The sequence below is a fragment of the Streptomonospora sediminis genome (assembly GCF_054778995.1).
Map to the genome: position 1 here is coordinate 14052 of NZ_BAAGYZ010000122.1, position 24386 is coordinate 38437.

The window sequence follows — 24386 nt, forward strand, 5'->3', positions numbered from 1 at the left end:
CCTGGAAACCTCTAGCGTTGTCGCGGCCTCAGATCCGTCCCGGTCCGTGCCGGACGGACGACCCCAAGCCCAGAGGGTGCGTGATCGTGCGAGCTTCGACCTGGGTTTTCCGCACCGCCGCGTCGGCGGCGCTGGCGGCAGGACTGACCGCCTGCGGCGGCGCCGATGGCGGCGAATCCGCCGCGGGCCCGTCTGCATCCGCCGCCCCGTCAGCGTCTTCGCCCCCGCCCGCATCGTCGCCATCACCACCGCCGACTTCGCCGTCGGCCGCTTCTTCGTCGCCGGCGGCGAACTCCGCCGCCGATACCGCCCGCGATGTCTGCGGCAAAGCCGTCCCCGCCGTCGAAGCCCGGCAGGCCGGCGACCTGCAGCTCGCCGAGAGCGGGGAGCGGCTCGCACTCATGATGGTGGTGTCCTCCACCCCCATCGACGACGAACTGGTCGAGATCTACAACGAGAATCCGGACCAGCAGAAGGCGGTGGAGCTGATCGCCGACTGGTGCGCGGAGAACGGCTACTGACGCGGTCCGGCGCCTGCCGGCCACGCGCCCGGCGAGGTTGGTGGCGACCATGCGGAAATGCCTGTCCGGCCTTTAAAATCCGGGCATATTTCTGCATGGTCATTTCGGTGCGCCGCCGGCCCCGGCCGCCTGCGGGCCGGACCAGTGCTCAGCCGTCAGCCACCGAACCCGATCCGCGTGGCCCGCCCGTCCGGCCAGGTGACGACCGCGTGTTCCGCACCCGGCCCGACCTGCACCGCGGGCCGCGGCCGGGCGGCGGTTTCCGTCCCCGCGCCCGCACCGCCCACGCGCACCAGGCAGGCCAGCACCTCGCCGGGCGCGACCTCGGCACTGAACCACGGGACCGTTGTCGTGCCCCGCAGCGGTCCGACGTCGCCCAGGTGTTCCTCGCCCGACAGCGGTGACGGGTGTTCGGTCAGCGCCGCGACCACCGACTCCAGCCCGCTGTCCGGTACCACCGGCCAGCCGCCCACCCGCAGCCGCCACCGCGCGCCGCCGCCGTGGACGGGTTCGGAGCCGACCCGCACCAGCCGCACCTCGTCCGGGCCGCGTACCGCCGACCAGACCTCCAGGGTCGGCCCCAGCCGGGTCTCGCCCCGGCGGCCGGACCCGTGGTCGGGGGTGGTGTCGCCGCCGGCCGCCACCCAGTGGGCGCGCCAGCGGGACCCGCCCACCGAGGCCGGCTCGTCACGGGATACTCCCAGGGCGGTGAACCCGGTGCGGTGGGTGGCCGTGCCGTGCTCGTCGAGGACGACCACGCTGTTGTCGAGCGGGGAGGCGAGTGTGTCGCCGATGAGCGGCGGGACCGTGCCCGATGAGTGGCCCAGCCGCGCATACAGCGGCGAATCGCTGATGAGGTCGCCTTCGGCGGCGTGGTCGGTGCCGTGGTTGACCAGGCGCACCAGGCCGTCTTCGGCGGTTGCGCTGAGGATCCACCCGGGCGCCCGCAGCTCCCGCTGGGCATCGCCGGTTTCCACGGGCAGGGGCAGCTCCTGCGCGGTCCACACCGGGTGGTCGGCCGGCAGCACCAGGCCGAAGAACCCCTTGGCCGCCCAGTAGGGCGACCCGCCCCCGGAATAAGACTGCTTCATCGCCGGCCAGGCGCCGTGCCAACCCAGTGACAGCAGCCCTTCGGCGCCGGGTGCGCCGTGGTCGTGGAAGTGGCGCAGGATCCCCGATGCGGCGCGGCGGATCCGGCCGGGCGCCAGCGTGGTGGCGCCGCTCCAGGCGCCGACCCACAGCGGGGCCGCAGCCGCCATCCGGTAGATGAGGCTGCGGCCCTGCAGCACGGGGCCGCCGTCGGCGCCGATCAGGTGGATGTGGTCCTCAAGGAACCGCGACAGGTCCGCGCGCCAGCCCGCTGTCCGCTCGGGCTCCGGCGGTTCGGCCGCCAGCGCGGCCCACACCAGCGGGTAGAAGTGCAGCGCCCAACCGCAGTAGTAGTCGAAGGAGCGCTCGGGGCCGTCGGAGAGCCAGCCGTCGGCGCGGGCGAGGCCCGCGTGCACGGCCAGCCCGTGGTCGATGTCGGCCCGGCTCCACGGTCCGCCCGCCGACCGGAGGAACTCTTCGGCGATGATCTGGAACCAGACCCAGTTGATCGGCGGGTAGGTCTCGCCCACGACCTCCGACATCCAGGTGAGCACCTGCCGCTGCTCTGCGTGGGCCATCCGGTCCCACAGCCAGGGCCGGGTCAGCATGAGCACCAGGGCGATCGAGGCGGCTTCGACCTTGGCCTGCCCCAGTTCGCCGGGACGCGGCCAGCGCTCCTCGCCGAGGGGGTCGGTGCCGGCGAGCAGCCCGCTGCGGTACCGGCCGAGGAAACCGTGCGGGTCGGCGCCGCCGTTTCCGGTGACGAGGAAGCCCGCCAGCAGGAAGGTGCGTGCGAAACCTTCCAGCCCGTCGCTGGCGGGCCCGCTCGAACTGGAGGGGCCGGGCAGGTCGAACCGGGCGCCGCCCGGCGAGGCGTAGGGGCGCACGCTCAGCAGCAGGTGTTCGGCCAGGGCGACCCAGTGGTCGCGGGTCCACCCGGTGTAAGGGGACAGCTCGCGGTCCTCGGGCGGCAGCCGCAGGGGCGGTGCGGCAGGCGATACCGGCGCGGACGGCGACGGAGACGGCTGTGGCGGGGTTGCGGTCATGCGGTCACCTCATAGGTCTCGCGGGTGATCGGGTGCAGGGCCGGCCGGCCGGTGCGGAACCTGTCGAGTTCGTCCAGGGCCGCGAGCGACATGCGTTCGGTTTCGGAGTCCAGGGATCCGGCGATGTGCGGGGTGATCACGACGTTGTCGCAGTCGTAGAGCACCGAGGTGTCGGGCAGCGGTTCGGGGTCGGTCACGTCGAGGACCGCGTACAGGCGGCCGGTGCGGCACTCCCGCTCCAGTGCGGGGGTGTCGACGAGTCCGCCGCGCGCGGTGTTGATCAGTGTCGCGCCGTCGCGCAGCAGTGCCAGGGCCGCCGCGTCGATCATGCGGCGGGTATCCGGTAGCAGCGGGGCGTGCAGGCTGACCACGTCGGCGCGCGGGTAGGCGTCTTCGGCCGTGGTCAGGCGGGCGCCGCTCGCCGCCACGTCGCCGGGGTCGGCGTAGGGGTCGACGACCAGCACCTCGAAGTCGAACGGGGCGAGCAGCCGGCCGAGCAGCCGTCCCACCCGGGACCAGCCGACCAGGCACACGGTGCGGCCGCGGTTGGTGAGCGGGCCGCGGCCGGCGGTGTAGGACCAGTCCGACCGGAAGGTGCGGGCGTCGCGCGCCAGGAACGGAACGCGCTTTCCGCACGCCAGGATCATCGCCAGTGCGTACTCGGCCACGGGGATCGCGTTGGCCGAGGCGGCGGTGGTCACCCGGATACCCCGCTCCAGCAGAGCGGGCGGGACGTGGTCGCGCACACTGCCCGCGGCGTGCAGCACGGCCCGCAGCCGCGGTGCGCCCGCCAGCACCTCATCGGTGATCGGCGGGCAGCCCCACGAGGTCAGCAGCACCTCGCACTCGGCGAGCCGTTCGCGTGCCGCGGGCCCGTCGAACGTGCCCACCCGGAGCGGATCTCCCAGTTCGGCCGCTGTTTCCAGCCGGTCGAGCACCGCCGGAGTGAACTGCAGACCGAAGGTCCGCCGGTCCATCGCCAGCAGCACGCGCGGCCGGGTGCCGCGCCGGCCGCCGCCGTCCGGGCGGGGTCCGTGGGCGGTTTCCGCGCAGATGCCCATCACTGCCCTTCCGTTGCTCGTCCGCGTACCCGGCCGGCGCTGCTGCCCACCGGCCGGCGGCCGTGCCCGGCAGCGGCGCGATCTTGACCGTGTCGCATCTCACCTCTACTGTGGAAAGCGCATTCCGTTGTGATAGACGTTACACCACCGCGCCGAGGCGCCTACCACCCACCCCCTGCCCCCTGCCCCACCCACAACGCGAGGAGAAGTGATGGGCGCGGTCTCCTTACCCGCCGCGCCACGGAAGCGGCCACCCCGGAACTGGACCGGGCTGGCGTTCGTGGCCCCCTTTCTGGTCGTCTTCGGCGCCGGCGTGGTGGCACCGCTGGGCTACGCGGCCGGCCTCAGCCTCTACCGCGACCAGCTGATCGGCGGACGCTCCTTTGTCGGCCTGCAGAACTACGCCGACGTCGCCACCGACCCGCGGTTCCTCGACGGTGTCACCCGGGTCGGGGTGTTCCTGCTGGTCCAAGTGCCGATCATGATCGGCCTGGCCCTGCTGGTGGCGCTCGCGCTCGACTCCGGGCGCATCCGGGGCATGCGGTTCATGCGGCTGAGCATTTTCATGCCTTACGCCGTGCCCTCTGTGGTGGCGGCCCTGATGTGGGGATTCATCTACGGCGACCAGTTCGGGCTCGTCGGCCAGTTCAACGCCGCGACCGGGCTGGGGCTACCGAGCCCGCTGTCGGCGGACTGGGTGCTCCCGGCCATCGGCAACGTTGTCACCTGGGAGTTCGTCGGCTACAACATGCTGATCCTCTACGCTGCGCTGCGGTCCATTCCCGAAGAGCTCTACGAGGCGGCCGACATGGACGGGGCCGGCGAGATCCGCAAGGCGTTCAGCGTCAAGCTTCCGGCGCTGCGGCCCGCCCTGTGGGTGGCCGCCCTGTTCTCGATCATCGGCAGCTTCCAGCTGTTCAACGAGCCCAACGTGCTGCAGTCGCTGGCACCCGCCGCAATCAGCACCCACTACACCCCCAACATGTACGCCTACCAGCTGGCCTTCAACGCCAACCAGGTCACCTACTCCGCGGCGGTGGCGGTGGTGCTGGGCCTGATCACGGTCGTGGTCGCCTATGCGGCCCAGCGGATGACCGCGCGAAGGGAGTCGCGATGAGCAGCAGCGCGACGGCCCCACCGGCCGCAACCGGCACCGCCGCGCCCGCACCCGCGGCACCGCGGTCGGGCCGGCCGCCGAAGCGGCGCAATGCGGGCGGGCCGCGCAAGCGGCGCACCAACTACGTCCTGCAGGCGCTGATGGTGCTGATGGTGGCCTACACCCTGCTCCCGCTGTACTGGCTCACCGTCAACGCGACCAAGTCCAACGGCGAACTGTTCCGGTCCAACGGCCTGTGGCTGGGCTCGGAGATCTCGCTGTGGGACAACATCGTCACCACGGTCACCTACCAGGACGGCATCTACCTCACCTGGCTGTTCAACACCGCGCTGTACTCGGTGGCGGGTGCCTTGGGGGCGACCATCATCTGCGCCTGGGGCGGCTATGCCCTGGCCAAGTACGACTTCCCCGCCAAACGCCTCGTACGCGCGATCGTCTTCGGCGCCATCACCATCCCGGCGACCGCGCTGGCCGTGCCCACCTTCCTGCTGTTCGCCGAGCTGGGGATCACCAACACCCGCCTGTCGATCATCATCCCGGCCCTGGTCAGCCCGTTCGGCCTCTACCTGATGACGGTGTTCGCCGCCGATTCCGTCCCCGACTCCCTGCTCGACGCCGCCAAGATCGACGGCGCCAACGCGTGGACCACCTTCTGGCGCGTGTCCTTCCGGCTGATGGCCCCCGGATTCGCGACGGTGCTGCTGTTCAACCTCGTCCACACCTGGAACAACTACTTCCTGCCGCTGATCATGCTCAGCGACCCGGATCTGTATCCGCTGACCGTTGGCCTGAACCAACTCAACAACCAGGTCACGACCGGCGCGAACCTCGAACCGGTCTACAACGTGGTGCTCACCGGATCGCTGCTGGCGATCGTGCCGCTGATCGCCTCCTTCCTGTTCCTGCAGCGGTTCTGGCAGTCCGGCCTGGCCGCCGGAAGTGTCAAGCAGTAACCCCCACCCAAGGAATCGCCATGCGCCTGTCCCGAACGATCCTGCTCACTGCGGCCCCGGCCGTGTGCACCGCCCTGCTCGCCACGGGGTGCGGCTCCGGCGGCGGCGACGGCGGCGGATCCGCCGCCGAACGCTCGGCCCAGATCGAAACCGCGTTGGAGGAGGGCGGTGAGCTGACCCTGTGGACCTGGAGCACGAAGTTCGACACGGCGGTGGCCGCCTTCGAGAAGGCCCACCCCAACGTAAAGGTCGACCTCGTCAACGCCGGCCAGTCGGCCGACCAGTACACCGCCCTGCAGAACGCGATCAACGCCGGCGAGAACATCCCCGACGTCGCCATGGTCGAGTACTTCGCGCTGCCGCAGCTCGCGCTGTCCGAACAGCTGGTCAGTGTCGACGACTGGGGGCTGGGCGGGCTCGAAAACCGGTTCACCGAGTCCTCGTGGAGCCAGATGACCTACGAGGGCGCCACCTACGGCCTGCCCAACAACACCGGGCCGCTGGTCACCATCTACAACAAGGAGCTCTTCGACGAGGTCGGGATCGAACCGCCGGCGACCTGGGACGAGTACGCCGACGCCGCGGAGAGGATCAAGGAGGAGAAGCCCGACTCGCGCATCGCCTCCATCGACCCCGGTGACGCCGGCGGCCTCGACAGCCTCATCTGGCAGGGCGGCGGCCGCCCGTTCCAGCACGAGGGCCAGAGCGTGACGGTCGACTTCACCGGCAAGGAGACCCGCAAGGTCAACGACTACTGGAGCGACCTGCTTGAGCGCGACCTGGTCACGGCCGAACCCGGCTGGACCGACGAGTGGTGGCGCAGCCTGGGCGACGGCTCCCTGGCCACCTGGACCACCGGCGCCTGGGCGCTGGGCAACATCTCCAGCACGCTGACCGACAACGCCGGCGACTTCCGTGTCGCACCGGCACCGGTCTGGGACGAGGACGACCCGCAGAACGCCGAGAACGGCGGTTCGGGGTTCTCGGTCCTCGAGGGCAGCGACGATGTCGCGCTGGCGATGGGTTTCCTGGAATGGTTCTCGACCAACGAGGCGTCGGTGGACGCGCAGGTCGAAGCCGGCTCCTTCCCCGCGCAGCGGGCGCCGCTGGAGGACCCCGAGTACCTGGAGAAGGAGTTCGACTACTTCGGCGGCCAGCAGGCCAACCAGGTCCTTGCCGACGCTTCCGGCGCGGTGGTCCCCGAGTGGCAGTATCTGCCGTACCAGGTCTATGCCAACTCGGTCTTCGGCGACAGCGTCGGCCCGAAGATCAGCGAGGGCGGGTCGGTCCAGTCCGGTGCCGAGCAATGGGGCGACCAGCTGCGGTCCTACGGCGAAGAGCAGGGATTCGACGTCGGCTGATGCCGCAGGGCCGACCCGAAACCGCGCGGTGCCCGCGCCCCGGGGACCGCCCCGGGGCGCGGGCCGGCAGAGAGAAGGACGAGGTCTGTGGACAGGACGGGCGGTTCCCCTCCTCCGGTCACCCTTGAGGACGTCGCCCGGCGCGCTGGGGTCTCCCCCGCGACCGCCTCCCGCGCGCTGAACGGCAGCGCCCGCAAGGTCCGCGACGAATACCGGACCCGCGTGCACGCGGCGGCCGTGGAACTGGGCTACACCGCCAACACCGCCGCCCAGGCGGTCGCCCGCGGGCGCGGCGAGCACCTGGCCCTGCTGGTGAACGGCATCAACGACGACTACTTTTCGCCGGTTGCCGCGGGTGTGCTCAAAGCGGCCGAGGCCGCCGACCGGATGGTCACCATGGTCTCCAGCCGCAACAGCGCGCAGCAGGCGGCGCAGATCGTGTCGGCGCTGCGCAGCCAGCGCCCGCGGGCGATCATCCTGGCCGGCGGCCGCTCGGTGACCAGCACCGTCTGGGAGCGGCGGCTGGTCGAGGAGCTCGCCGCCTTCCAGGCCGAGGGCGGGCGCGTCGTCGCGATCAGCGAGGAGGGCATGCCCTTCGACACGATCGCCCTCGACAATGTGGCGGCCGGCCGCGACCTCGCCGCCGCAGCGGCCGGCCTCGGCTACCGCGAGGTGGTGGTCCTGGGCGGGCCGGCCGACGCGCGCACCGCCTACGACCGGGTGCAGGGTTACCTGGCGGGCCTGGCCGAGTGCGGCATCGAGGTGCCGCCCTCGCGCGTCATCCACTGCGGGTTCGACCGCGACGGCGGGTACTCCGCGGCCGGCGAGTGCCTGCGCCGGCGCATGGGCATGGAGCTGGTGCTGGCGATCAGCGACACGGTGGCCGTCGGGGCGATAGCGCGGTTCCGCGAGGCCGGCATGGCGCTGCCGGGCGACGTGGCGGTGGCCGGGATCGACGATGTGACGGTGCTGCGCGACGTGACCCCGGCGCTGACCACCGTCCGCCTGCCCTGGCCCGAGGCAGGGCGCGCGGCGCTGGACCTCGCGCTGCGCGATACCGGGACCGGTACCGGCACCGAGCCGCGGCGGGTGCGCATGTCCGGGCACGTCGTACTGCGGGAGAGCACCCCCGGCACGGCCGCCGGGCGGACCTGAACAGGCTCCGCCCGGCGCGCCCGGCGCCCGCGCGGCGCGGCGCGGCGCGGGGCGGGGCGGCGTCAGGCCATCGGCAGCACGGTGGCGCCGATGAGCGCGACCAGCAGGGCGAACACCGAGGCCAGGAACTGCGCCAAGGTGTAGGTCTTGAGGCCGCCGGACACCGAGAACCCGGGGAGCTTGGCGGTCACCCAGAAGCCGCTGTCGTTGATGTGGCCCAGGCTCAGCGCACCCGCCAGGCACGCGACGGCCACCCACACCGGGTGGACACCGATCGTGGGGCCCAGCGACCCCATGATCGTCATCGTCGTGATCGAGGCGACGGTGCCGGAGCCGACCGCCACCCGGAAGGCCATCCCCACGCAGTAGCAGGCCAGGAGTGCGACGAAGAAGTTGCCGCCGAACGCCGCCACGGAGTCGGCGATCAGCTCGCCGATACCGGCCTGCTCGAGGATCGCGCCGAAGGCACCGCCGGCCCCGGTGATGAGCAGCACGATTCCGGCGCTCTGCACGGCGGTGGTGGCCGAGGCGTCCATCTCGTTCCTGCTCATGTTGCGCGAGGCAACGGCGTAGGCCACGAGCACGCCCAGCAGCAGCGCCACGGTCTTGTCGGTGACCAGGGCCAGCGCCGCGGGCATGCCGCCCGCCGCCGCGCTCCACACCGTGCCCGCGATGATGAGCAGGATCGGGGTGAACAGCGGCAGCAGCGAAATGAGGAAGCCGGGCTCGCGGCGTTCGGTGCCGGTGCTCTGCTCGGCAAAGGCGGGTGTGCCTTCCTCGTCGCGCTCCGGCCGCCAGATGCGGGGCAGGATCGCCGAGTAGGCGGCCACCGCGAGCAGCACCGCCACCAGCGCGCCCAGCCCGCCGACGAGCAGCATGATGCCGACGTCGAAGTGCATGATCTCGGCGGCGGCCAGCGGGTTGGGTGTCGGCGGCACCAGGGTGTGCGCGGTGCCCGCGCCCAGTGCCACCGCTCCGACCGCCAACGGCATGGGCTTGCCGGCCTCGCGGGCGATGGCCACGGCCAGCGGGACGAGGATGACGAAGGTGACGTCGTAGAAAACCGGGATCGAGAGCAGGAACGCGGCGCCGGCCAGGCCGTACATGGAAAAGCGCGCCGAGGTCGCGTTCACCAGGGTGCGGGCGATCACGCGGGCACCGCCGGAGTCGGACAGCAGCTGCCCGAGGATGATGCCGAATCCGACGGACAGCCCGATGCCGGTCATGAGCTCGCCGAAGCCGCCGGCCGCCGCACCGGCGAGCTCGGTCAGGGGGATGCGGGTGAGCAGCCCGAGCAGCAGCGTGCCGATCACCAGTGAAATGGCCGGGTGGATCCGGACCTTGATGATCAGCACGACGATCACCAGGATGCTGACCAGCAGCCAGAGCAGATCGATCATGTGCGCGACCACCGCTCCGGCAGGGTTGATGCGTCGGCCACTGGCTTCTCCTTTGCTTGCGGGCCGGTGTGCGGGCAGCCGGAAGGCCGGCGCCGCGCGGGATCGGACATACGCCGATCGCAGCGGAACCGCGCGCCTCCCGGCCGCCCCGAAGGCCCTGGGGTGTTCTAAAGGGTCAGAGCTGTGCGGCCACCAGGCGCTGCCGCTGGGGTTCGCCGAGGCCGTCGATGCCGATCTCCATGGCGTCGCCGGCCCGCAGGTACGGGAACCGCTTCGAGAGGGCGACGCCTTGGGGGGTGCCGGTGTTGATGAGGTCGCCGGGTTCCAGCACCGTGTAGTGGGACAGGTGGCGGACGATCTCGGCGACGGTGAAGATCATGTCCGATGTGGTGGAGTCCTGCCGGGCTTCGCCGTTGACCCGCGACCACAGCCGCAGGTCCTGCGGGTCGACCTCGTCGGCGGTGACCAGCTGCGGGCCGACCGGGTTGAACGTCTCGGCGCACTTGCCCTTGGACCACTGGCCGCCGGAGTCCTGGATCTGGTAGTCGCGTTCGGATACGTCGTTGCTGGTGACGTAGCCGGCGACGTGCTCCAGCGCGTCCTCGGCACTGGCCAGGTAGCGGGCTCTGCGCCCGATGACGACGCCGAGCTCGACCTCCCAGTCGACCGCTTCGGCGCCGGGCGGAACCGCCACGTCGTCGTAGGGGCCCACGACGGTGTTGGGGTGCTTGAAGAAGAGGATCGGCACCTGCGGCGGCGGGCTGCCGGACTCCGCGGCGTGCGCCGCGTAGTTCTGGCCGATGCACAGCACGGCGGTGGGCCGGGCGATGGGGGCGCCGATGCGCATGTCCGCGGCGCCGGACAGCGGCTCCAGCCGGCCGTCGGCGGCGGCCTCGCGCGCCCGGTCGATGCCGTCCGCGAGGAAGCCGCCGTCGATGTCGGCGGTCACCGGGCGCAGGTCCAGCCTGCGGCCGTCGCCGTCGACCGCGACCGGGATCTCCCGGCCGGGCTGTCCGAGTCTCATGAATCGCACGATCGAAATCTCCTACTGCCTAACTGATGGTCCGTGGACTAGGCCGCGTTTGGTGGGTCGCTGCCCTACTGCGCAGCACCCCGCACCGAAACGGCGCTTCGCGCATCCGGCGCGGGGCACACACCAGTGCGCCGCTCGCTACGGACGGACCCACCAAACACGACCTAGTGGGTGAAGGGGCGGGTCCGCTCGACCTCGGGGTTGAGTTCGACGCCGAACCCCGGGGTGTCGGGCACGCGCAGCCGGCCGTTCTCGGGCACCGGCTCACCGAGGAGCAGCGGTGCGAACATCGGTACGACCTCTTCGGCCGTCTCGTGCATCATCAGGAACTCCGCGAACGGGCTGTTCGTGCGCGTGGCGACGAAGTGGTACGAGTACACCGACGACCCGTGCGGGACGACCATCGCGCCGTGCGCGTCGGCCAGCGCGGAGATTTTGATGAGTTCGGTGATGCCCCCGCACCAGCCCACGTCGGGCTGGATGATGTCGGCACCGGTCTCCAGCAGCTGCCGGAACCCCCAGCGCGTCGCCTCGTGTTCGCCGGTGGTCATCAGCATGCCGGTCGGCATTTGGCGCTTGAGCTGCGCGTATCCCCAGTAGTCGTCGGGGATGAGCGCTTCTTCGATCCACTTCAGGCCGTAGTCCGCGGCCCGGTGCGCCAGCCGGGTGGCGTAGTCGACGTCAAGGGACATCCAGCAGTCCCACATCAGCCAGAAGTCGTCGCCGACCCGCTCGCGCATGTCGGCCAGTTCGGCGAGGTTGCTGCGCAGCCCTTCCTCGCCTTCGGCTGGTCCGTGGTGCAGCGGCATCTTGCCGCCGATGAAACCCAGTTCCTTGGCGATATCGGGGCGGCTGCCGGTGGCGTAGAACCGCAGTTCGTCGCGCACCGGTCCGCCCAGCAGCGCGTGCACGGGCTCGCCGCGCAGCCGGCCCAGCAGGTCGTACAGTGCCAGGTCGATGCCGCTGATCGCGTTCAGCACCACCCCGCGCCGGCCGTAGAAGAGCGTGGACCGGTACATCTGGTCCCAGATGCGCTCGATGTCGGTGACCGGGCGCCCTTCGAGGAAGCGCGACAGGTGTTTTTCGACGATCCAGGCGCCGATCTCGCCGGCCGTGGTCACCGCGAACCCGGTGGTGCCGTCGTCGGCCTCGATCTCGACGACCAGCGTGCCCAGCACGTTGAGGCCGAAGCTCTGCCGCGAGCCGCGGTACTCGGGGTAGCCCGACATCGGGGTGGCGATGTGGTCGTCGATCCAGTGGTAGCCCGGCTGGTCGTGGTAGTCGGCGCCTTTGCCGCGCACGGTGGATGCGCGAACGTGCGCGATGGTCCGCTCCATCGTTACTGCTCCTGGTCGAGTCGGATCAGGACCTTGCCGGGGGTGCCGTCGCCCGCGGCCAGCGCCGCGAACTCCGCGGGCCCCTGCGAGAGCGGCACCTGGCGCGAGATCAGCGCTCGGGCCTGGGGCGGGGCGGTGCCGATCCAAGCGGCGGCGTCGGCGAAGTCCTGGGCGGAGTAGGTGAACGAGCCCACGAGCGCGCGTTCCTGCGTGCTGATGAGGAAGGCGTCCAGGGCGACCGTGGGAGCGCCCATGCCCACCAGGCACACGGTGCCGCCCGTGCGGGTGGCGCGCAGCGCCGAGCGGAGGGTGGCCTCGATGCCCACGGCGTCGATGGCGCGGTCGGCCGGGCCGCCCAGGGCCTGTGCCACGGCTGCGTCGGCGTCCTCGGCGGCGGCGTCGACGGCGGTCACCCCGAGTTCCTCGATGAGCTCGCGCCGCGACTCCACGACCTCGGTGGCCGCGATGCGGCCGGCACCGAGCATCTGCAGCGCGAGCACGGTCGACTGGCCGATCGGCCCGCCTCCCACGACCAGTACCGCGTCGCCGGGTTGCACGCCGGCATTGCGCACGGCGTGGACCGCCACCGCCAGCGGTTCGATGAGCGCGCCGAGTTCGAGCGGCATGGCCGCCGGCAGCGCCACGACGTTGCGGGCGGGGACGACGATGTGCTGTGCGAACGAGGCGACGATGTCCGGGGTCACCCCGATCACCCGCTTGTTCGGCGACAGCTGCTCGCGTCCCGCGTAGTCGGCGGTGTCCTGGTCGGCGACCACGACGGGGTTGAACGTGACCGGGTCTCCGATGCCGAAGCCGTCGACGCCTGCGCCGAGTGCGGCGACGGTGCCGGCGGATTCGTGCCCCATCACCTGGCCGGGCACCCGGCGGCCGTTCTCGCCGGTGAATCCGTGCAGGTCGGAGCCGCAGACACCGGTCACGGCGATGCGGATGAGGACTTCGCCGGGCCCGGGTTCGGGGTCGCGGAGGTCGACGACCTCCATGCGTCCGAAGTCGGCGAGCTGCAGCGCCCTCATCGGGCGTCCTGCCCGCGGGCCGCCGTCGCGGCCGGAGCCGAGCCTGTCATGTGTGTCTCCCTTGAATCGTCATGTTTTCCTATGGTTCACATCTGTGAAACACAGTTCCTGACCATGAAGTCGCGGGAGTATGACACCTTGTCGCACGTCACACAATAGGGGGCGGATCAGGGGGACAGCGAACCCGAGAGGCCCATTGCGCTGCGAATACGGAGCGCGCCGTCGCGCAGCACCGGATACATCGAGTGGGGCCACCGGTCGTCGGTGCGCGATGTCGGCATCGTGATGCTCATGGCGGCGCACACTCCGGTCTCGTCCTCAGCCGTCACGGGAACCGCGACGCACCGGCAGCCTTCGATGAACTCCTCGTCGTCGACTGCGAACCCGAGGTCGCGGCTGCGGCCGATGGTGCGCATCAGGTCGTCGACGTCGGTGACCGTGTTGTGCGTGAGCCGCGGCAGCGCCACCGCCTCCAGCCGCCGCCGGGCTTCGGCCGGTGCCAGCGTGCTCAGCAGCGCCTTGCCGATCCCGGTGGCGTGCGCGTGCAGCCGCATGCCGACCGTCGAGGCCATACGCATGGGCTTGGGCGACAGGCGGATGGCGATGTAGACGTTCTCGATGCCTTCGAGCCGCGCCAACTGCACGGTCTCGCCGACCCGCGCGACCGCGTCGTCCATGACCTCTTGGGATGTCTCCAGCAGCACCTGGTGGCCCTGGTAGGCGTGGCCGACCTGCCAGGCGCGCAACCCCAGCCGGTAGCGGCGGGTCTGCGGGGAGTGTTCGAGCCACCCGGACTCGACCAGGGTGGCCAGCAGGCCGTGCGCACTCGACTTGGGCAGCCCGGAGTCGACCACGTCCTGGAAGGCCACGCTGCCGTGCTCGGCGACGAAGTCGACGATCTCCAGCGCCCTGCCGGCGGACTTGACCTTCTTCGGCTGCTGCTCCGCTGCGGTCATCGTCGGCCCCCTCTCACCTGCGCATCGCTTGGCACAGCCTACGGCCGCTCACAGGCGCGGCGGTTCCCGGCCGCGGGCTCTCGCGGCCGGGAACCGCGCGTTGGTCCGGCGCACGGCCAGGCGGATCAGCGGCCGGCGACTAAGGCGGTTTCATACCTGTTGGCGTGCTCGGACGAGGAACCGCATCGCGGTGCAGGCCGCTGTCAAAGGCTGTCGACGGCCCGGCGCGCATCCGGCGAGCAGCAGGAGTGCGGGGGGTGGCGTCCGCGGCGAGCACGGTGGCGTGGTGCCGGGGCCGGTGCGGGGGCGTTAGCTCCCGATCCCGTCGGTCTCGGCGTCCAGAAGCCGGTGATGGCGGAAGGTGAGTGCTCGTTCGATCCCCGCGAGGCCGGCGGTGACGGTGAGAACCGTGTTCGCCCATTCCGGAAGGCCGATGGGCGAAACGAACGGGGGGAAGCGATCGGCCCAGGGCCGCAGGTGGGTGGCCAGTTCGAGTAATTGCGGGGCGAGCAGGACCAGGTTGGCCGCCAGCACGATGACGGCGCAGGCGGCGAGGGCGCGTCCGACCCCGGGGTGCCGGCGGGAAAGTTGGGCGCGCCAGTGCTCGGGCGTGCCTGGAGCGGGATCGAGACGCCGCGGGCCGCCATCCGCGCTGATCAGATGGATCCGCCGCATGCCGTACCTGCTCGCGGCGACCTCGATGCCGCCCGATCCGAGCGGGAACCGGACCGGCATGTCGGAGGTCTGCACGTGCCGGCCGTCCCGGTAGAGCGAAGCCCGGCCCGACATGTGATCGACATCGACCGTCGCCGTCGACGCGCCGGCAAGGTCGATCGCGAACCGCGTGCGCTGCAGTGAGAGGGAGGGGCGGAACGGTGGCAACGGCGAGCCCGGCTCCGGAACGGGGGCCGGCCACTCTGCCGCATCGCCGTCGAGCCCGTCGAGCCCGTCGAGCCCGTCGAGCCCGCCGAGCGCGTCAAAGCCCTGCGGATCCTTCCGCGCCGCACCGGTCCAGGGGTCGCGCCGACCGTTCATGTCTCGCCCTGCCCGGGGTCGCAGCGGGACAGAGCACCACCGCGAAGCCTATTTAGCATATTCATGCCAATAAAATAGCACACGCATGCCAAAAAATGGCTAGGATGGCGCCATGCCCAAGAGAGTCGACCCGGATGTCCGCCGGGAACAGGTCGCCGACGCCGTGATCGACGAGATCGCCGCACATGGGATCCGCTCGGTGACCCTCGCCCGGATCGCCGCACGCACCGGCCTGGCCATCGGCAGCATCCGGCACTACTTCGGCGACACCGTCCGCGAGGTCATGCGCTTCACGCTCGGTGTCCTCATGCAGCGCGTCGCGCGCCGCGACACGGCGCTGTCCGACGACCCGGTGGCACGGATCGCCGATGTGATCACCTTTGCCGCGCCGACCAGCGAGCAGGAGCGCCTGGAGAACATCGCCCTTGTCGAATACCGGGTCATGGCGCGCACGGACCCGGAGTTTGCGGCCGACATCGCCGCGACGTCCCGCGCTGGTGCAGAGGTGATCCGTTCGCTGCTGTGCGAGGCACTGGCCGACCGCGCCATCGACGAGGAGGCGCTGCACCGCGAGGCGCTGCTGCTGTTCACCCTGGTCGAGGGCTTCTCGCTGAGTTCGGCGCTGTTCTCCGCCCCGTTGCATGAGACGGACGTCCGTACCGTCGTGACGGCGACCGTGCAACGCCTGCGCGACGCCTATCCGCCTTCCGGACAAGCCTTCGAGGGAACGGTTGGAGCCCCTGAGGCCGCTGAGGAGCCACAGAGCCGCAGCTAGCACGTCATTGTGAAACCGCGGCTAAGTTTCGACGCGGTACTCGCCGTAGCCGGGCGCCCCGGCCGCGCGGTAGACGAGCACGGCGGCGCCGGCCGGTGTCGTCTCGCAATGGGCGAGCTGCAGCCCGACCGGCGGACCGGTGTCGGGAAACAGGCGGCGGCCGGCTCCGACCACCACCGGCGCGACCACGAGCCGGAGCGTGTCGACCAGGCCCGCCGCCAGCATCGCCCCGGCCAGCCGGGCACTGCCGTGGATCTGCAGTTCCCTGCCGGGCCGCTGTTTCAGTTCGCGGACCTGCGCCGCGGCGTCTCCGGACAGGATGGTGGTGGGCCGCCAGCGGTCGGCCGTGCGCAGGGTGTTCGAGGCCACGTACTTCGGTAGGGCATTCATGGTCTCCGCGAACGGGTCTTCCGGGTCCGCGGCGTGGGGCCAGGACTGCTCGAAGATCTCATAGGTGCGGCGCCCCAGCAGCAGCCCGTCCGCCGCTGCGAGCCAGTCGACCGCGAGTGCGACGAACCGTTCGTCGATGTGGGGCACGAGCCAGCCGCCCCGGGCGAATCCACCGCTGGTGTCCTCATCGGGGGCGCCGGGCCCCTGGGACACCCCGTCGAGGGCCAGGAACCCTGTCACCGCCAACTCCATCGCCGGTACCTCGCATTCCGATCGCCGTGTCGCATCGAACAAAGGTTCGATTGAGTGTAGCAAACGGCGGCCTGCACCGCGGGTTTCGGCGCCACCGCGGCGCGGCGGTGCGCACGCGTACGCCCGGCGCGCCCGTCGCGCCCGATCGGAAACACCGCACACAACAGGGCTTCCACACTTCGGGAAAGCGCTTTATTTTCGCGGCTGCAAAGTTCACCATGGCAACCGGAGCCGCGCACTGAGACGTGAATCACTCGACCCGGCGCCATCAGGGCCGGTGCCCCGCTCCGCTGACCTCCCCACCCGTCCCATCGCCCACCCCGGAACCGCGATACACGGAGTGCCCCCATGCGTATTGAATCCCCCGCCACCACCCCGGAATCCGCCTGATGGCCCGGTCGCTGCGCGCCGAAGTCGAAAACGGCCGGATGTCGGGGTTCCAGTGGACCGCGGTCGCCGTGTGCTGGATCCTCAACATCCTCGACGGCTTCGACGTCCTCGTCATGGCCTTCACCGGACCGGCGGTGCAGGGCGAATGGAGCCTGTCCGGTGCACAGCTGGGCATGCTGCTCAGCGCCGGGTTCGTCGGCATGGCCATCGGGTCGATGCTGCTGGCGCCCTGGGCCGACAGGATCGGCCGCCGCCCGATGATCCTGCTGTGCCTGGCGCTGGCCGCCGCAGGCATGCTGCTCGCCGGGATCAGCCAGTCCGCCCTGCAACTGGGGCTGCTGCGGGTCGTCACCGGTGTCGGCATCGGCGGCATCCTGGCCAGCAGCAACGTCATCGCCAGCGAGTACGCCTCGCAGCGCTGGCGCGGCCTGGCGGTCAGCCTGAACTCCACGGGTTATGCCATCGGCGCCACCGGCGGCGGCCTGGCCGCGGTCGTGCTCATCGACCAGTTCGGCTGGCGCTCGGTGTTCCTGGTCGGCGGGGTGTGCACGGCCGTGCTGATCCCGGTGGTGCTGGCGCTGCTGCCCGAGTCGATGGACTTCCTCACCACCCGCCGCCCGGCCCGCGCACTCGACCGGATCAACGCCCTGGCCCGCCGCATGCGGCGCGAACCGCTGGACGTGCTGCCCGCGGCCGAGTCCGCGCCCACCGGCATGGCCGGCGGGTTCGTCCAACTGCTATCCGGCCGCCACCGCCGCACGACACTGCTGCTGTGGCTGCTCTTCTTCCTGATCATGGCCAGCTACTACTTCGTCTCCAGCTGGACACCGACCCTGATGGCCGAGGCCGGGTTCTCCGCCGACCAGGGCATCACCGGCGGCACCCTGCTCAACGTCGGCGGGATCCTGGGCGCGGCCATCCTCGGCCTGCTCGCCGCCCGGTTCGCCCTGCGCTCGGTGCTGATGAGCTATATGGTGCTCACCGCGATACTGCTGGCCCTGTTCTCGGCCTCGACCTCGGTGCTGGCGGCGGCGTTCCTGCTGGGCACCTTCATCGGGCTGTTCGCCAACGGCTGCATCGCCGGCCTCTACGCGATCGCCCCCACGGTCTACGGCCCCGGGCTGCGCGCGACCGGGGTGGGCACCGCGATCGGTACCGGCCGGATCGGCGCCATCATCTCCCCGACCGCCGCCGGAGCGCTGCTGGACATCGGTTGGACGCCGCAGGCGCTCTACATCGTGGTCGCCGGGATGTTCGTGGCGGCTGCGGCCCTGCTACTGCTGGTGCGTCCGGTCCGCGCCGCCGCCCCCGGAGCCGAGGAGCAGGAACCGGCCGCTGCGGCCACCGACACCACCGAGGATTGAGGCCGCGCCGCCGCCCTGCCTGCCGCCGATCAGCGGCAGCGGGCGGCGGCCCGCCCGCTGCCGGCTTGGCTCTTGCCGCTGCCGCGGATATCTGCGCGCCGCTCAGCGCGCCCCGCCGAATGCCGCGGCGGGCGCAGCGGGCACGTCGACGGGCAGGCGGAAGACCGCGCCGTCGGCGGCGCCGGCCGGGGCCAGGCCGACCGCGGCCGAGGAGACGAACAGGTGCGGCCCGGTCCGCCCGACCACGCACACGCTCGTGGGCTGCAGCGCCGGCAGCCGGACCACCCGGTCCAGTTCGCCTTCGGGCGTGTAGCGGTGCACGCACCCGCCGCCCCAGACCGCCACCCACAGGTGCCCCTCGGCATCCACCTGCATTCCGTCGGGGTTGCCTGCGGCCAGGCGGGCGAACACGCGGCGCTCGCCGAGTTCGCCGCCGGGTCCCACCGCGAACACGTCGATGCGGCGCTCGGCGGTGTCGGCGAAGTACATCAGCCGCCCGTCGGCGGAGAAGGCCGGGCCGTTCGGCACCGTGTAGCCCTCCAGCGCACGGTGCACGGTGCGGTCGGGGTCCACCCGGTACAGCGTTCCGGCGCCCGGGGTTTCGTCGTAGGCCATGGACCCGGCCCAGAACCGCCCCGCCGGATCGCAGCAGCCGTCGTTCATCCGCATCGCCGTGGGGGCGCCGTCCTCGGGACGCGCCAACCACTCCGCGCCGGGCGCGTCGGCGGCTGCGCCGAGGGTCAGCAGCGCCACCCCGGTACCCGCGGCGGCGATGAACGTACCGGCGGTGCCGTGGACGGGGGCGACCGCGCCCAGCGGCTGCTCGATCCGGGCCTGCGTGCGCACCGGCCCGGGGTTGTCCGGATCCACGGCGAACAGCCGTCCGCTGAGGATGTCGACCCCCAGCAGCTCGGACCCGGTCCAGCGCAGCCCCTCGCCCAGTTCGAACCGGTCATCGGTCCACGGCTCGGCCGATGTGTCCAATTCTCCGCCTCCCATTCGGCGAACCTCTCGCTCACGTGCGCGCCGAAAGAGTCGGCGGTCCTGGATCGAATGGCCGGACCGAATATCCGGTCTGCCGCCATTTTTCCGTAACGCCCCAACCATACGAGTGCCTGCAGCCATGCCCGCAACCGGGCTCATTCCGCGTCGGGCCGCATCCGGCCGAAGGAGCGCGGTGCGGGCGGCGGTGCGAGCCGGGCCAGTAATTCCGCGTGCACGGTGATCGGGGCCGCGGGTACTTCGGGCGGCTCCAGCTCGGCGACCTCCTCGGCGAACCTCGAAGGGCCCTGTCCGTGTTCGGGGCGGTGCGTCCGGAGTTCGGCGAGCAGCCGGCTGCGGGGATCCCGGAGCTGCTCGGCGGCTTCGTTGATGCCGGCGACCGCGGGCCGCTCGCCGAACACCCGGTGGCGCTCGGGTGCGCGGGCCGCGCGCAGGAGCCGCCGGATGTGCGCGTGCACGGCCGCGCTGCCGCAAGTGTCGGGTTCGAGGTCCAGGACCTGGAAGGGCGTCGCCCGGTACGGGTTGCGCCCCTCCTGCCACGCCCAGGGGTTGCCGGCCATCGTGCTCCTTTCCTATTGGGGATCGGCTCGTTGCTGGAGGTTTGCCACCGGAGACCTTGCCGGCGCTGAACCCGGCCGCCGCCGGGTTCAGCGGATGTTCCACTCGCGCAGCGAAAGCAGGGAACGGGTGCCGGCCAGCGTCCTGCGCTTGTCCGCAGGGATTGCCGGATGGCCGAGCAGGTGGTCGACCACCGCCCTTGCCCGGACCTGCTCGCGGCGGTCGGGGACGGTCAAGCGCGCGACGACCAGCGGGGCCAGCTCCGGCCGCCCCTCGGGGCCCGGCCGGGTTCCCAGCCCGCTCAGTGCCGGACCCAGGAACTTGCGCACGGCGTCGTCGCCGCACTGCGCCTGCTGGGTGAAGAACGCCGCGTACACGTACTGCTCGGTGAGCAGTTCCCGCGGTTCGCGGCGGAAACCGCCGCCGCTCAGCGCCGGATCGCGGGCCAGCGCCCGCTGCATATGGGCGACCGCCGCGCGGGCGTGGCCGGCCGCGGTCGGCGGGTCGTCCTGGGTCTCCAGCATCACCGCGCGCTGCTGGAGGCCGCGGCAGAACTCGAACCGGGCGAACTCCCGCACGGTTTCCGCTTCGGCTCCCGATCGCTCGTCGAGTTCGGTCCGGTCGGTGTAGGGCTGCACCAGGGAGGCGACCCGCTCCAGGAAACCGTGCAGGACGGGGCACCGGGTATCGCCGGCCCCGGCCGCGGTGGCGGCCTGGCGCGCCACCTGCAGCAGGGCCGCGACGAGGCGGGGGTTGGCCGGGTCGGCCGCGAGGTAGGTCTCGATCGTGTCGGCCGCGGTGCCGTACCGGCCGGCCCGGGCGCTGCGCACCGCTTCGGCAACGGCAGGCTCGGCGAACTCGCGCCGCGCCGCGGCGACGGCCTCGGGCGGGAGCCCGGACTCGCACACGGCGGTCATGTGCAGCCGGGCGTGATCGGGCCGGCTCGCGCACAGTTCCGCCGCCCGGGTCACATTGGGCTCCAGCAGGTCGCGCGGCAGGCCCGCCCGCACCGACTCCAGGACCTCCGCGGGCGGTTCGGCGCCCATGGCCGCGGCGAGGTGATCGCGCATGCCCGCCCAGAAGCGGTCGTCGGCCGCGACGCGGGCCCAGCAGCGCAGCGCGGCGAGCCAGTACTCGTGCGCGGCCTCGGCCGCGCCCTGCTGCTCCAGGTCGTAGGCGCGGGCGTGGTAGGAGACCGCCCGGTGGTGGGTGCGCCAGTGGCCGCCGCCCTGTTCCCAGGTGCGCTGCGCGGCGAGTGTCCAGGGGTGCCGTTCGCCGCCGACCGCGAGCTGGGAGTAGGCCAGCCGGTCCACCGACCGGGTGCTGCGCAGGTGCGTCCAGAGCCGGTCGGCCGTTTGCCGCAGCCGGCCCACCGCTCGCCCCGAACCGGTCATCGGCCGCCACCGCCGGTCGCCGCGGCGGTCGGCCCGCCGCCGATGCGGGCGAGGGCACTGCGCAGGTGCGGCCCGCGCACGGCGGCCGGCCGTCCGTGGGCGGGGCACCGCCCGGGTACGCCGGGGATGCCGTCGTGCGCTGCGGTCATCGGCTCACCTCCGTGCCGTCGCCTGCGCCGTCCGGATGACCGGGTGAGCGCCCGCCGGAGCCGCTGGAATCGGCCCCAGTAGCCGCTCGGTGCCGTGCAGCCTGTCCTGGGCGTCGCCGAACCGGTTGTCGTCGGCGGCCAGCGCGGCCGCGCCGAGCAGGCGGTGCGCAGCCACCGTGCGGATCGCCGCGAGTTCCCCGGCGTGGGCGCGGTCGTCCAGACCATTGAGGAGATCTGCGGGCAGGGCGGGGTCCGCCGACAGCGCCGCGGGGTCGTTGACCAGGCGGGACAGCACGGTCGCGGGGCCGAACGGGATGCGCTCGGCCCAGCCGGGGCCGTGCGCTGCGACAAGCTCGCGCGCCCCGGCGGCCAGCCGGGCGTTGTCGCCGGTCAGGACCGCGCGGATCAGGCGGGCCGCGGCGGCCGGCTGCGGGTCGGCCGGGCGCAGGCGGCTTTGGGCGCCGTCCAGCAGTTCGGTGGCCGCCGGGAGGTCGCCGCGGCCCAGCCGCAGCAGTGCCGCGGTCAGCCACACTTCCCCGGGCCACGGTTCCAGGGTGTCCGCGGCCGTGTCCGGGTCGGCGCCGCCGGGTTCGGGCCGGCCGGGTTGGGCGCCGTACGTTTCGCGGGCGAGGCGCAGTAGCAGCCGGTAGTCGAGGGCGTCCTCCAGCTGGACCGCTTCGGCGAGATATGCGGCGGCGGTGCGGGGGTCGCCGGAGGTCAGCGCGCGGTGGCCGGCGTGGGCCAGGTGGTGGGCCAGGCGCGGCGCGGCCGTGTCGCAGCCGGCGCGCAGCGCGCGGCGGAGCCTGTTCCGCGCCTCGCCGGTGTGGCCGCGGTCGTCGGCGGTTTCGGCGAGGGCGCACCACCAGTCGCCGGGCGTCGTGGGGGCGCCGTCGGGGGCGAGGGTCTCCAGCAGCCGCCATGCCGCTGCGCCGGGGTAGGGGTGGGCGCCGGTGTCGGCGTCGATGTCGCCGAAGACGCCCATTGCGGCGCGGCGGCGGAACCGGGCGCTGATCCGGTCCGGCGGGATTGCGGCCAGGGCGGTCGCCAGGTGTCCGTGGGCCGGTGCCGCGCCGCCGCTCAGCGCCCGCAGCGCTTCCCACGCACCGTCGAACCCGTCGGATGCGGCTGCGCCGGAGGAGTCGGATGCGTCGCCGGCCCCGGTACCGCAGGCCCAGGACCGGAGCACCGGCGCGATGCCCGCGGCGGTGAACGGCTGCGGGGCCGCGGCGAGCATGCGCAGGGCGCGCGCCGGAAGCCGGCCGGCGATCTCCGCGAGCTCGTCGAGCACCACGTCCTGTTCACGTTGCACCAGGTGCGGGGATGCGGCGGCGAGGAAGTCCTCGACCGCCGCCGCCCGCCGCCGGACGGCGCGCGGTTCCAGGCCCTGCAGCGCCGTGCGCAGTTCGCTTCCGGGGTCCGGCCGGCACCGGTACGCGGCGGTTCCCGCGGCCGCGAACCGGACGGCGCCGTCGGCGGCGAGGAACAGCAGCGCGGTGCCGGGCAGGACCAGCATGACGGGCGTCCCCGCCGCGATCGCAACGGTGGCGCCCAGCAGTGCCGCGGCGCGCAGGACGGCCGTCGCCGCGGCACCGCGCCCCGGCGACGGCGGCACCCTGGCCGGGGAGGAATCCGCCATGGGACCTCGACTCTTAGCTGGTTCTCGGCTGGCCGGCGCCTGGAAGCGGATGGCGGACCGCCGTTGCCCGGCCGTTTCCGAGCCGTTTCCACCGGCACGGGGAAATGCCGCGAGGTCCGATCGGGGGCGACCGGACGATCCGCTCCGGGGCTTTGGGTTTTCCAATTCCGAAGACGGGTTCCAGCATGTCGCGGCGGAGTTGAATAAGAGCTGTAGAACGGTTGAAGTACACCCCGAAAAGCCTGTTAATAGCTTTTCCGTTTTGTGGCGGTACAGCACGCCCACCCCGATTGCGGGGGAATTGATTTTTCCTTGTTCCGCCGATCTTGCACTTATGACCATTTTCGCCCGCCGGACCGGTAGGAGCGAGCGGAAAGTCCGGGATCGGCGGAATCGGCCACCCGATCGCACCGGCTTGTCCCGGTGAACGGGACGTCCCGCAACCGGCGGCCGGTGGTGTGGCAGACCGCTTCACAGCGACCGGGGCAGGGCGAGCCCGTACCAGCGTGCGGCGTTGGCGCCGAGTACGCCGGCCAACTCGGTGCCGGACAGCCCGGCGGCGCGCAGCGCGTCGGTCTGGTCGGTCAGCGCCCGGGCATAGGAGGCCCTGAGCAGCACGACCGGCCAGTTGCCGGCCAGGATCAGCCGCTGCGGGCCGAACTCCGCCACGGCCGCCGCCACCGGGGCCTTCAGCGCCGCGCCGTCCCACACCGGCAGCGCGGTCAGTACGTCCAAGCCCACCGACACCTTCAACGCGACGTTGGGCCGCGCCGCCAGCCGGGCCAGGATGCGCCGCCACGCCGCACGATCGGCCCCGTCCAGCGGCGGCCGGGCCAGGTGGTCGACGACGATGCTCAGCTCGGGGACCTCGGCGGCGATCCGCACCACCGTCTCCGCCTGCTCGGCCGTCACCGGAACGACCTCCCACACCAGTCCCGCGGCCGCCAGTTCGGCGAACAGCTCCAAGGCGTCGGGGGCGGTCAGGCGGTCCAGGCTGCTGCGGCCCACCAGGCAGCGCACCCCGCACAACCCGGGCAGCGCCGGCGCACCGGTGGGGCCGGGCGTGCGGATGCGGTCGAGTTCGCGGCGCGCCGCCTGCGGATCCAGCACCGGCAGCCAACCGACGACGCCTGCGACGAACGGCGCCCGCTCGGCGTAGCCGGCCAGCCGGTCGTTCTCGGCGGGCGTGTCCACCGACTGCACCAGCACCGTGGCCGAAACGCCGTTCTCGGCCAGGTGCCCGCGCAGGTCGGCGGGCCCGTAATCGGCGGCGATGGCGCCGTGGTCGGCGGTGCGCCAGGACTGCTCCTGGGCGGCGAGCTCCCAAAAGTGGTGATGGGCATCGATGGTGTACGCCAACGTCGCAACTCCTCGTCGT

General features: G+C 72.2%; 22 protein-coding genes. 7 read left to right on the plus strand and 15 right to left on the minus strand.

Going from position 1 to position 24386, the window contains the following annotated elements:
- The first annotated feature begins 86 nt into the window (after positions 1 to 86).
- Positions 87 to 521 (plus strand): hypothetical protein, encoded by a 435-nt coding sequence (locus ACYVD5_RS23815; protein ID WP_461003363.1) that lies wholly within the window; start codon positions 87 to 89, stop codon positions 519 to 521.
- 155 nt (positions 522 to 676) lie between these two features.
- Here the strand turns inward: ACYVD5_RS23815 and ACYVD5_RS23820 are convergent, their stop codons facing one another.
- Positions 677 to 2656, minus strand: coding sequence for a DUF2264 domain-containing protein (locus ACYVD5_RS23820; protein WP_461003364.1), 1980 nt, complete (start codon positions 2654 to 2656; stop codon positions 677 to 679).
- Positions 2653 to 3717 (minus strand): hydroxyacid dehydrogenase, encoded by a 1065-nt coding sequence (locus tag ACYVD5_RS23825; RefSeq protein WP_461003365.1) that lies wholly within the window; start codon positions 3715 to 3717, stop codon positions 2653 to 2655. Before ACYVD5_RS23825 ends, ACYVD5_RS23820 begins: the two co-directional genes overlap by 4 nt.
- A gap of 280 nt (positions 3718 to 3997) precedes the next feature.
- Here ACYVD5_RS23825 and ACYVD5_RS23830 point away from each other — a divergent pair, with 280 nt between their 5' ends.
- The 4 genes from ACYVD5_RS23830 to ACYVD5_RS23845 all read left to right on the plus strand — a co-directional run bounded on the left by ACYVD5_RS23830 (position 3998) and on the right by ACYVD5_RS23845 (position 8303).
- Positions 3998 to 4834, plus strand: a complete 837-nt coding sequence (locus tag ACYVD5_RS23830; protein ID WP_461003366.1) for a carbohydrate ABC transporter permease — start codon at positions 3998 to 4000, stop codon at positions 4832 to 4834.
- Positions 4831 to 5787 carry a carbohydrate ABC transporter permease gene (locus ACYVD5_RS23835; RefSeq protein ID WP_461003367.1) on the plus strand — a complete coding sequence of 319 codons (957 nt, stop codon included), beginning with the start codon at positions 4831 to 4833 and terminating at the stop codon, positions 5785 to 5787. The genes ACYVD5_RS23830 and ACYVD5_RS23835 overlap by 4 nt, the downstream gene beginning before the upstream one ends.
- Before the next feature lie 20 nt (positions 5788 to 5807).
- On the plus strand, positions 5808 to 7148 hold the full coding sequence (locus tag ACYVD5_RS23840) for an ABC transporter substrate-binding protein (protein ID WP_461003368.1): 1341 nt from the start codon (positions 5808 to 5810) through the stop codon (positions 7146 to 7148).
- Between the two features lie 87 nt (positions 7149 to 7235).
- The gene (locus ACYVD5_RS23845; protein ID WP_461003369.1) at positions 7236 to 8303 is read left to right on the plus strand and encodes a LacI family DNA-binding transcriptional regulator; all 1068 of its coding nucleotides are present in this window, start codon (positions 7236 to 7238) and stop codon (positions 8301 to 8303) included.
- A gap of 62 nt (positions 8304 to 8365) precedes the next feature.
- Here ACYVD5_RS23845 and ACYVD5_RS23850 read toward each other — a convergent pair whose 3' ends face one another.
- The 6 genes from ACYVD5_RS23850 to ACYVD5_RS23875 all read right to left on the minus strand — a co-directional run bounded on the left by ACYVD5_RS23850 (position 8366) and on the right by ACYVD5_RS23875 (position 15098).
- Positions 8366 to 9703 (minus strand): GntP family permease, encoded by a 1338-nt coding sequence (locus ACYVD5_RS23850; protein WP_461003370.1) that lies wholly within the window; start codon positions 9701 to 9703, stop codon positions 8366 to 8368.
- Between the two features lie 175 nt (positions 9704 to 9878).
- Positions 9879 to 10727, minus strand: coding sequence for a fumarylacetoacetate hydrolase family protein (locus ACYVD5_RS23855; RefSeq protein WP_461003371.1), 849 nt, complete (start codon positions 10725 to 10727; stop codon positions 9879 to 9881).
- 173 nt (positions 10728 to 10900) lie between these two features.
- Complete coding sequence (rhmD, locus tag ACYVD5_RS23860) at positions 10901 to 12073, minus strand: L-rhamnonate dehydratase (protein ID WP_461003372.1); 1173 nt, start codon at positions 12071 to 12073, stop codon at positions 10901 to 10903.
- Between the two features lie 2 nt (positions 12074 to 12075).
- Positions 12076 to 13107, minus strand: a complete 1032-nt coding sequence (locus ACYVD5_RS23865; protein ID WP_461003373.1) for a zinc-dependent alcohol dehydrogenase — start codon at positions 13105 to 13107, stop codon at positions 12076 to 12078.
- A 167-nt stretch (positions 13108 to 13274) separates the two neighbouring features.
- Entirely contained in the window at positions 13275 to 14063 is a 789-nt protein-coding gene (locus ACYVD5_RS23870; RefSeq protein WP_461003374.1) for an IclR family transcriptional regulator, read from the minus strand.
- A 309-nt stretch (positions 14064 to 14372) separates the two neighbouring features.
- The gene (locus ACYVD5_RS23875; RefSeq protein ID WP_461003375.1) at positions 14373 to 15098 is read right to left on the minus strand and encodes a hypothetical protein; all 726 of its coding nucleotides are present in this window, start codon (positions 15096 to 15098) and stop codon (positions 14373 to 14375) included.
- Between the two features lie 112 nt (positions 15099 to 15210).
- Here ACYVD5_RS23875 and ACYVD5_RS23880 point away from each other — a divergent pair, with 112 nt between their 5' ends.
- Entirely contained in the window at positions 15211 to 15873 is a 663-nt protein-coding gene (locus ACYVD5_RS23880; protein ID WP_461003376.1) for a TetR/AcrR family transcriptional regulator, read from the plus strand.
- 21 nt (positions 15874 to 15894) lie between these two features.
- Here the strand turns inward: ACYVD5_RS23880 and ACYVD5_RS23885 are convergent, their stop codons facing one another.
- Entirely contained in the window at positions 15895 to 16515 is a 621-nt protein-coding gene (locus tag ACYVD5_RS23885) for a dihydrofolate reductase family protein (protein ID WP_461003377.1), read from the minus strand.
- A 389-nt stretch (positions 16516 to 16904) separates the two neighbouring features.
- Between ACYVD5_RS23885 and ACYVD5_RS23890 the strand changes: the two genes are divergently transcribed.
- Positions 16905 to 18269: an MFS transporter gene (locus ACYVD5_RS23890; RefSeq protein WP_461003378.1), complete on the plus strand. Its 1365-nt coding sequence runs from the start codon at positions 16905 to 16907 to the stop codon at positions 18267 to 18269.
- A gap of 102 nt (positions 18270 to 18371) precedes the next feature.
- Here ACYVD5_RS23890 and ACYVD5_RS23895 read toward each other — a convergent pair whose 3' ends face one another.
- The 6 genes from ACYVD5_RS23895 to ACYVD5_RS23920 form a co-directional block, all read right to left on the minus strand.
- A complete protein-coding gene (locus ACYVD5_RS23895) occupies positions 18372 to 19268 on the minus strand; it encodes an SMP-30/gluconolactonase/LRE family protein (protein WP_461003379.1) in 897 nt (298 codons plus the stop codon).
- A gap of 140 nt (positions 19269 to 19408) precedes the next feature.
- The gene (locus ACYVD5_RS23900; RefSeq protein WP_461003380.1) at positions 19409 to 19831 is read right to left on the minus strand and encodes a hypothetical protein; all 423 of its coding nucleotides are present in this window, start codon (positions 19829 to 19831) and stop codon (positions 19409 to 19411) included.
- 87 nt (positions 19832 to 19918) lie between these two features.
- The gene (locus tag ACYVD5_RS23905) at positions 19919 to 21223 is read right to left on the minus strand and encodes a hypothetical protein (protein ID WP_461003381.1); all 1305 of its coding nucleotides are present in this window, start codon (positions 21221 to 21223) and stop codon (positions 19919 to 19921) included.
- A complete protein-coding gene (locus ACYVD5_RS23910) occupies positions 21220 to 21372 on the minus strand; it encodes a hypothetical protein (RefSeq protein ID WP_461003382.1) in 153 nt (50 codons plus the stop codon). The genes ACYVD5_RS23905 and ACYVD5_RS23910 overlap by 4 nt, the downstream gene beginning before the upstream one ends.
- A 4-nt stretch (positions 21373 to 21376) precedes the next feature.
- The gene (locus ACYVD5_RS23915) at positions 21377 to 23008 is read right to left on the minus strand and encodes a hypothetical protein (protein WP_461003383.1); all 1632 of its coding nucleotides are present in this window, start codon (positions 23006 to 23008) and stop codon (positions 21377 to 21379) included.
- Between the two features lie 471 nt (positions 23009 to 23479).
- A complete protein-coding gene (locus tag ACYVD5_RS23920) occupies positions 23480 to 24367 on the minus strand; it encodes an amidohydrolase family protein (protein ID WP_461003384.1) in 888 nt (295 codons plus the stop codon).
- Between the last annotated feature and the right edge of the window lie 19 nt (positions 24368 to 24386).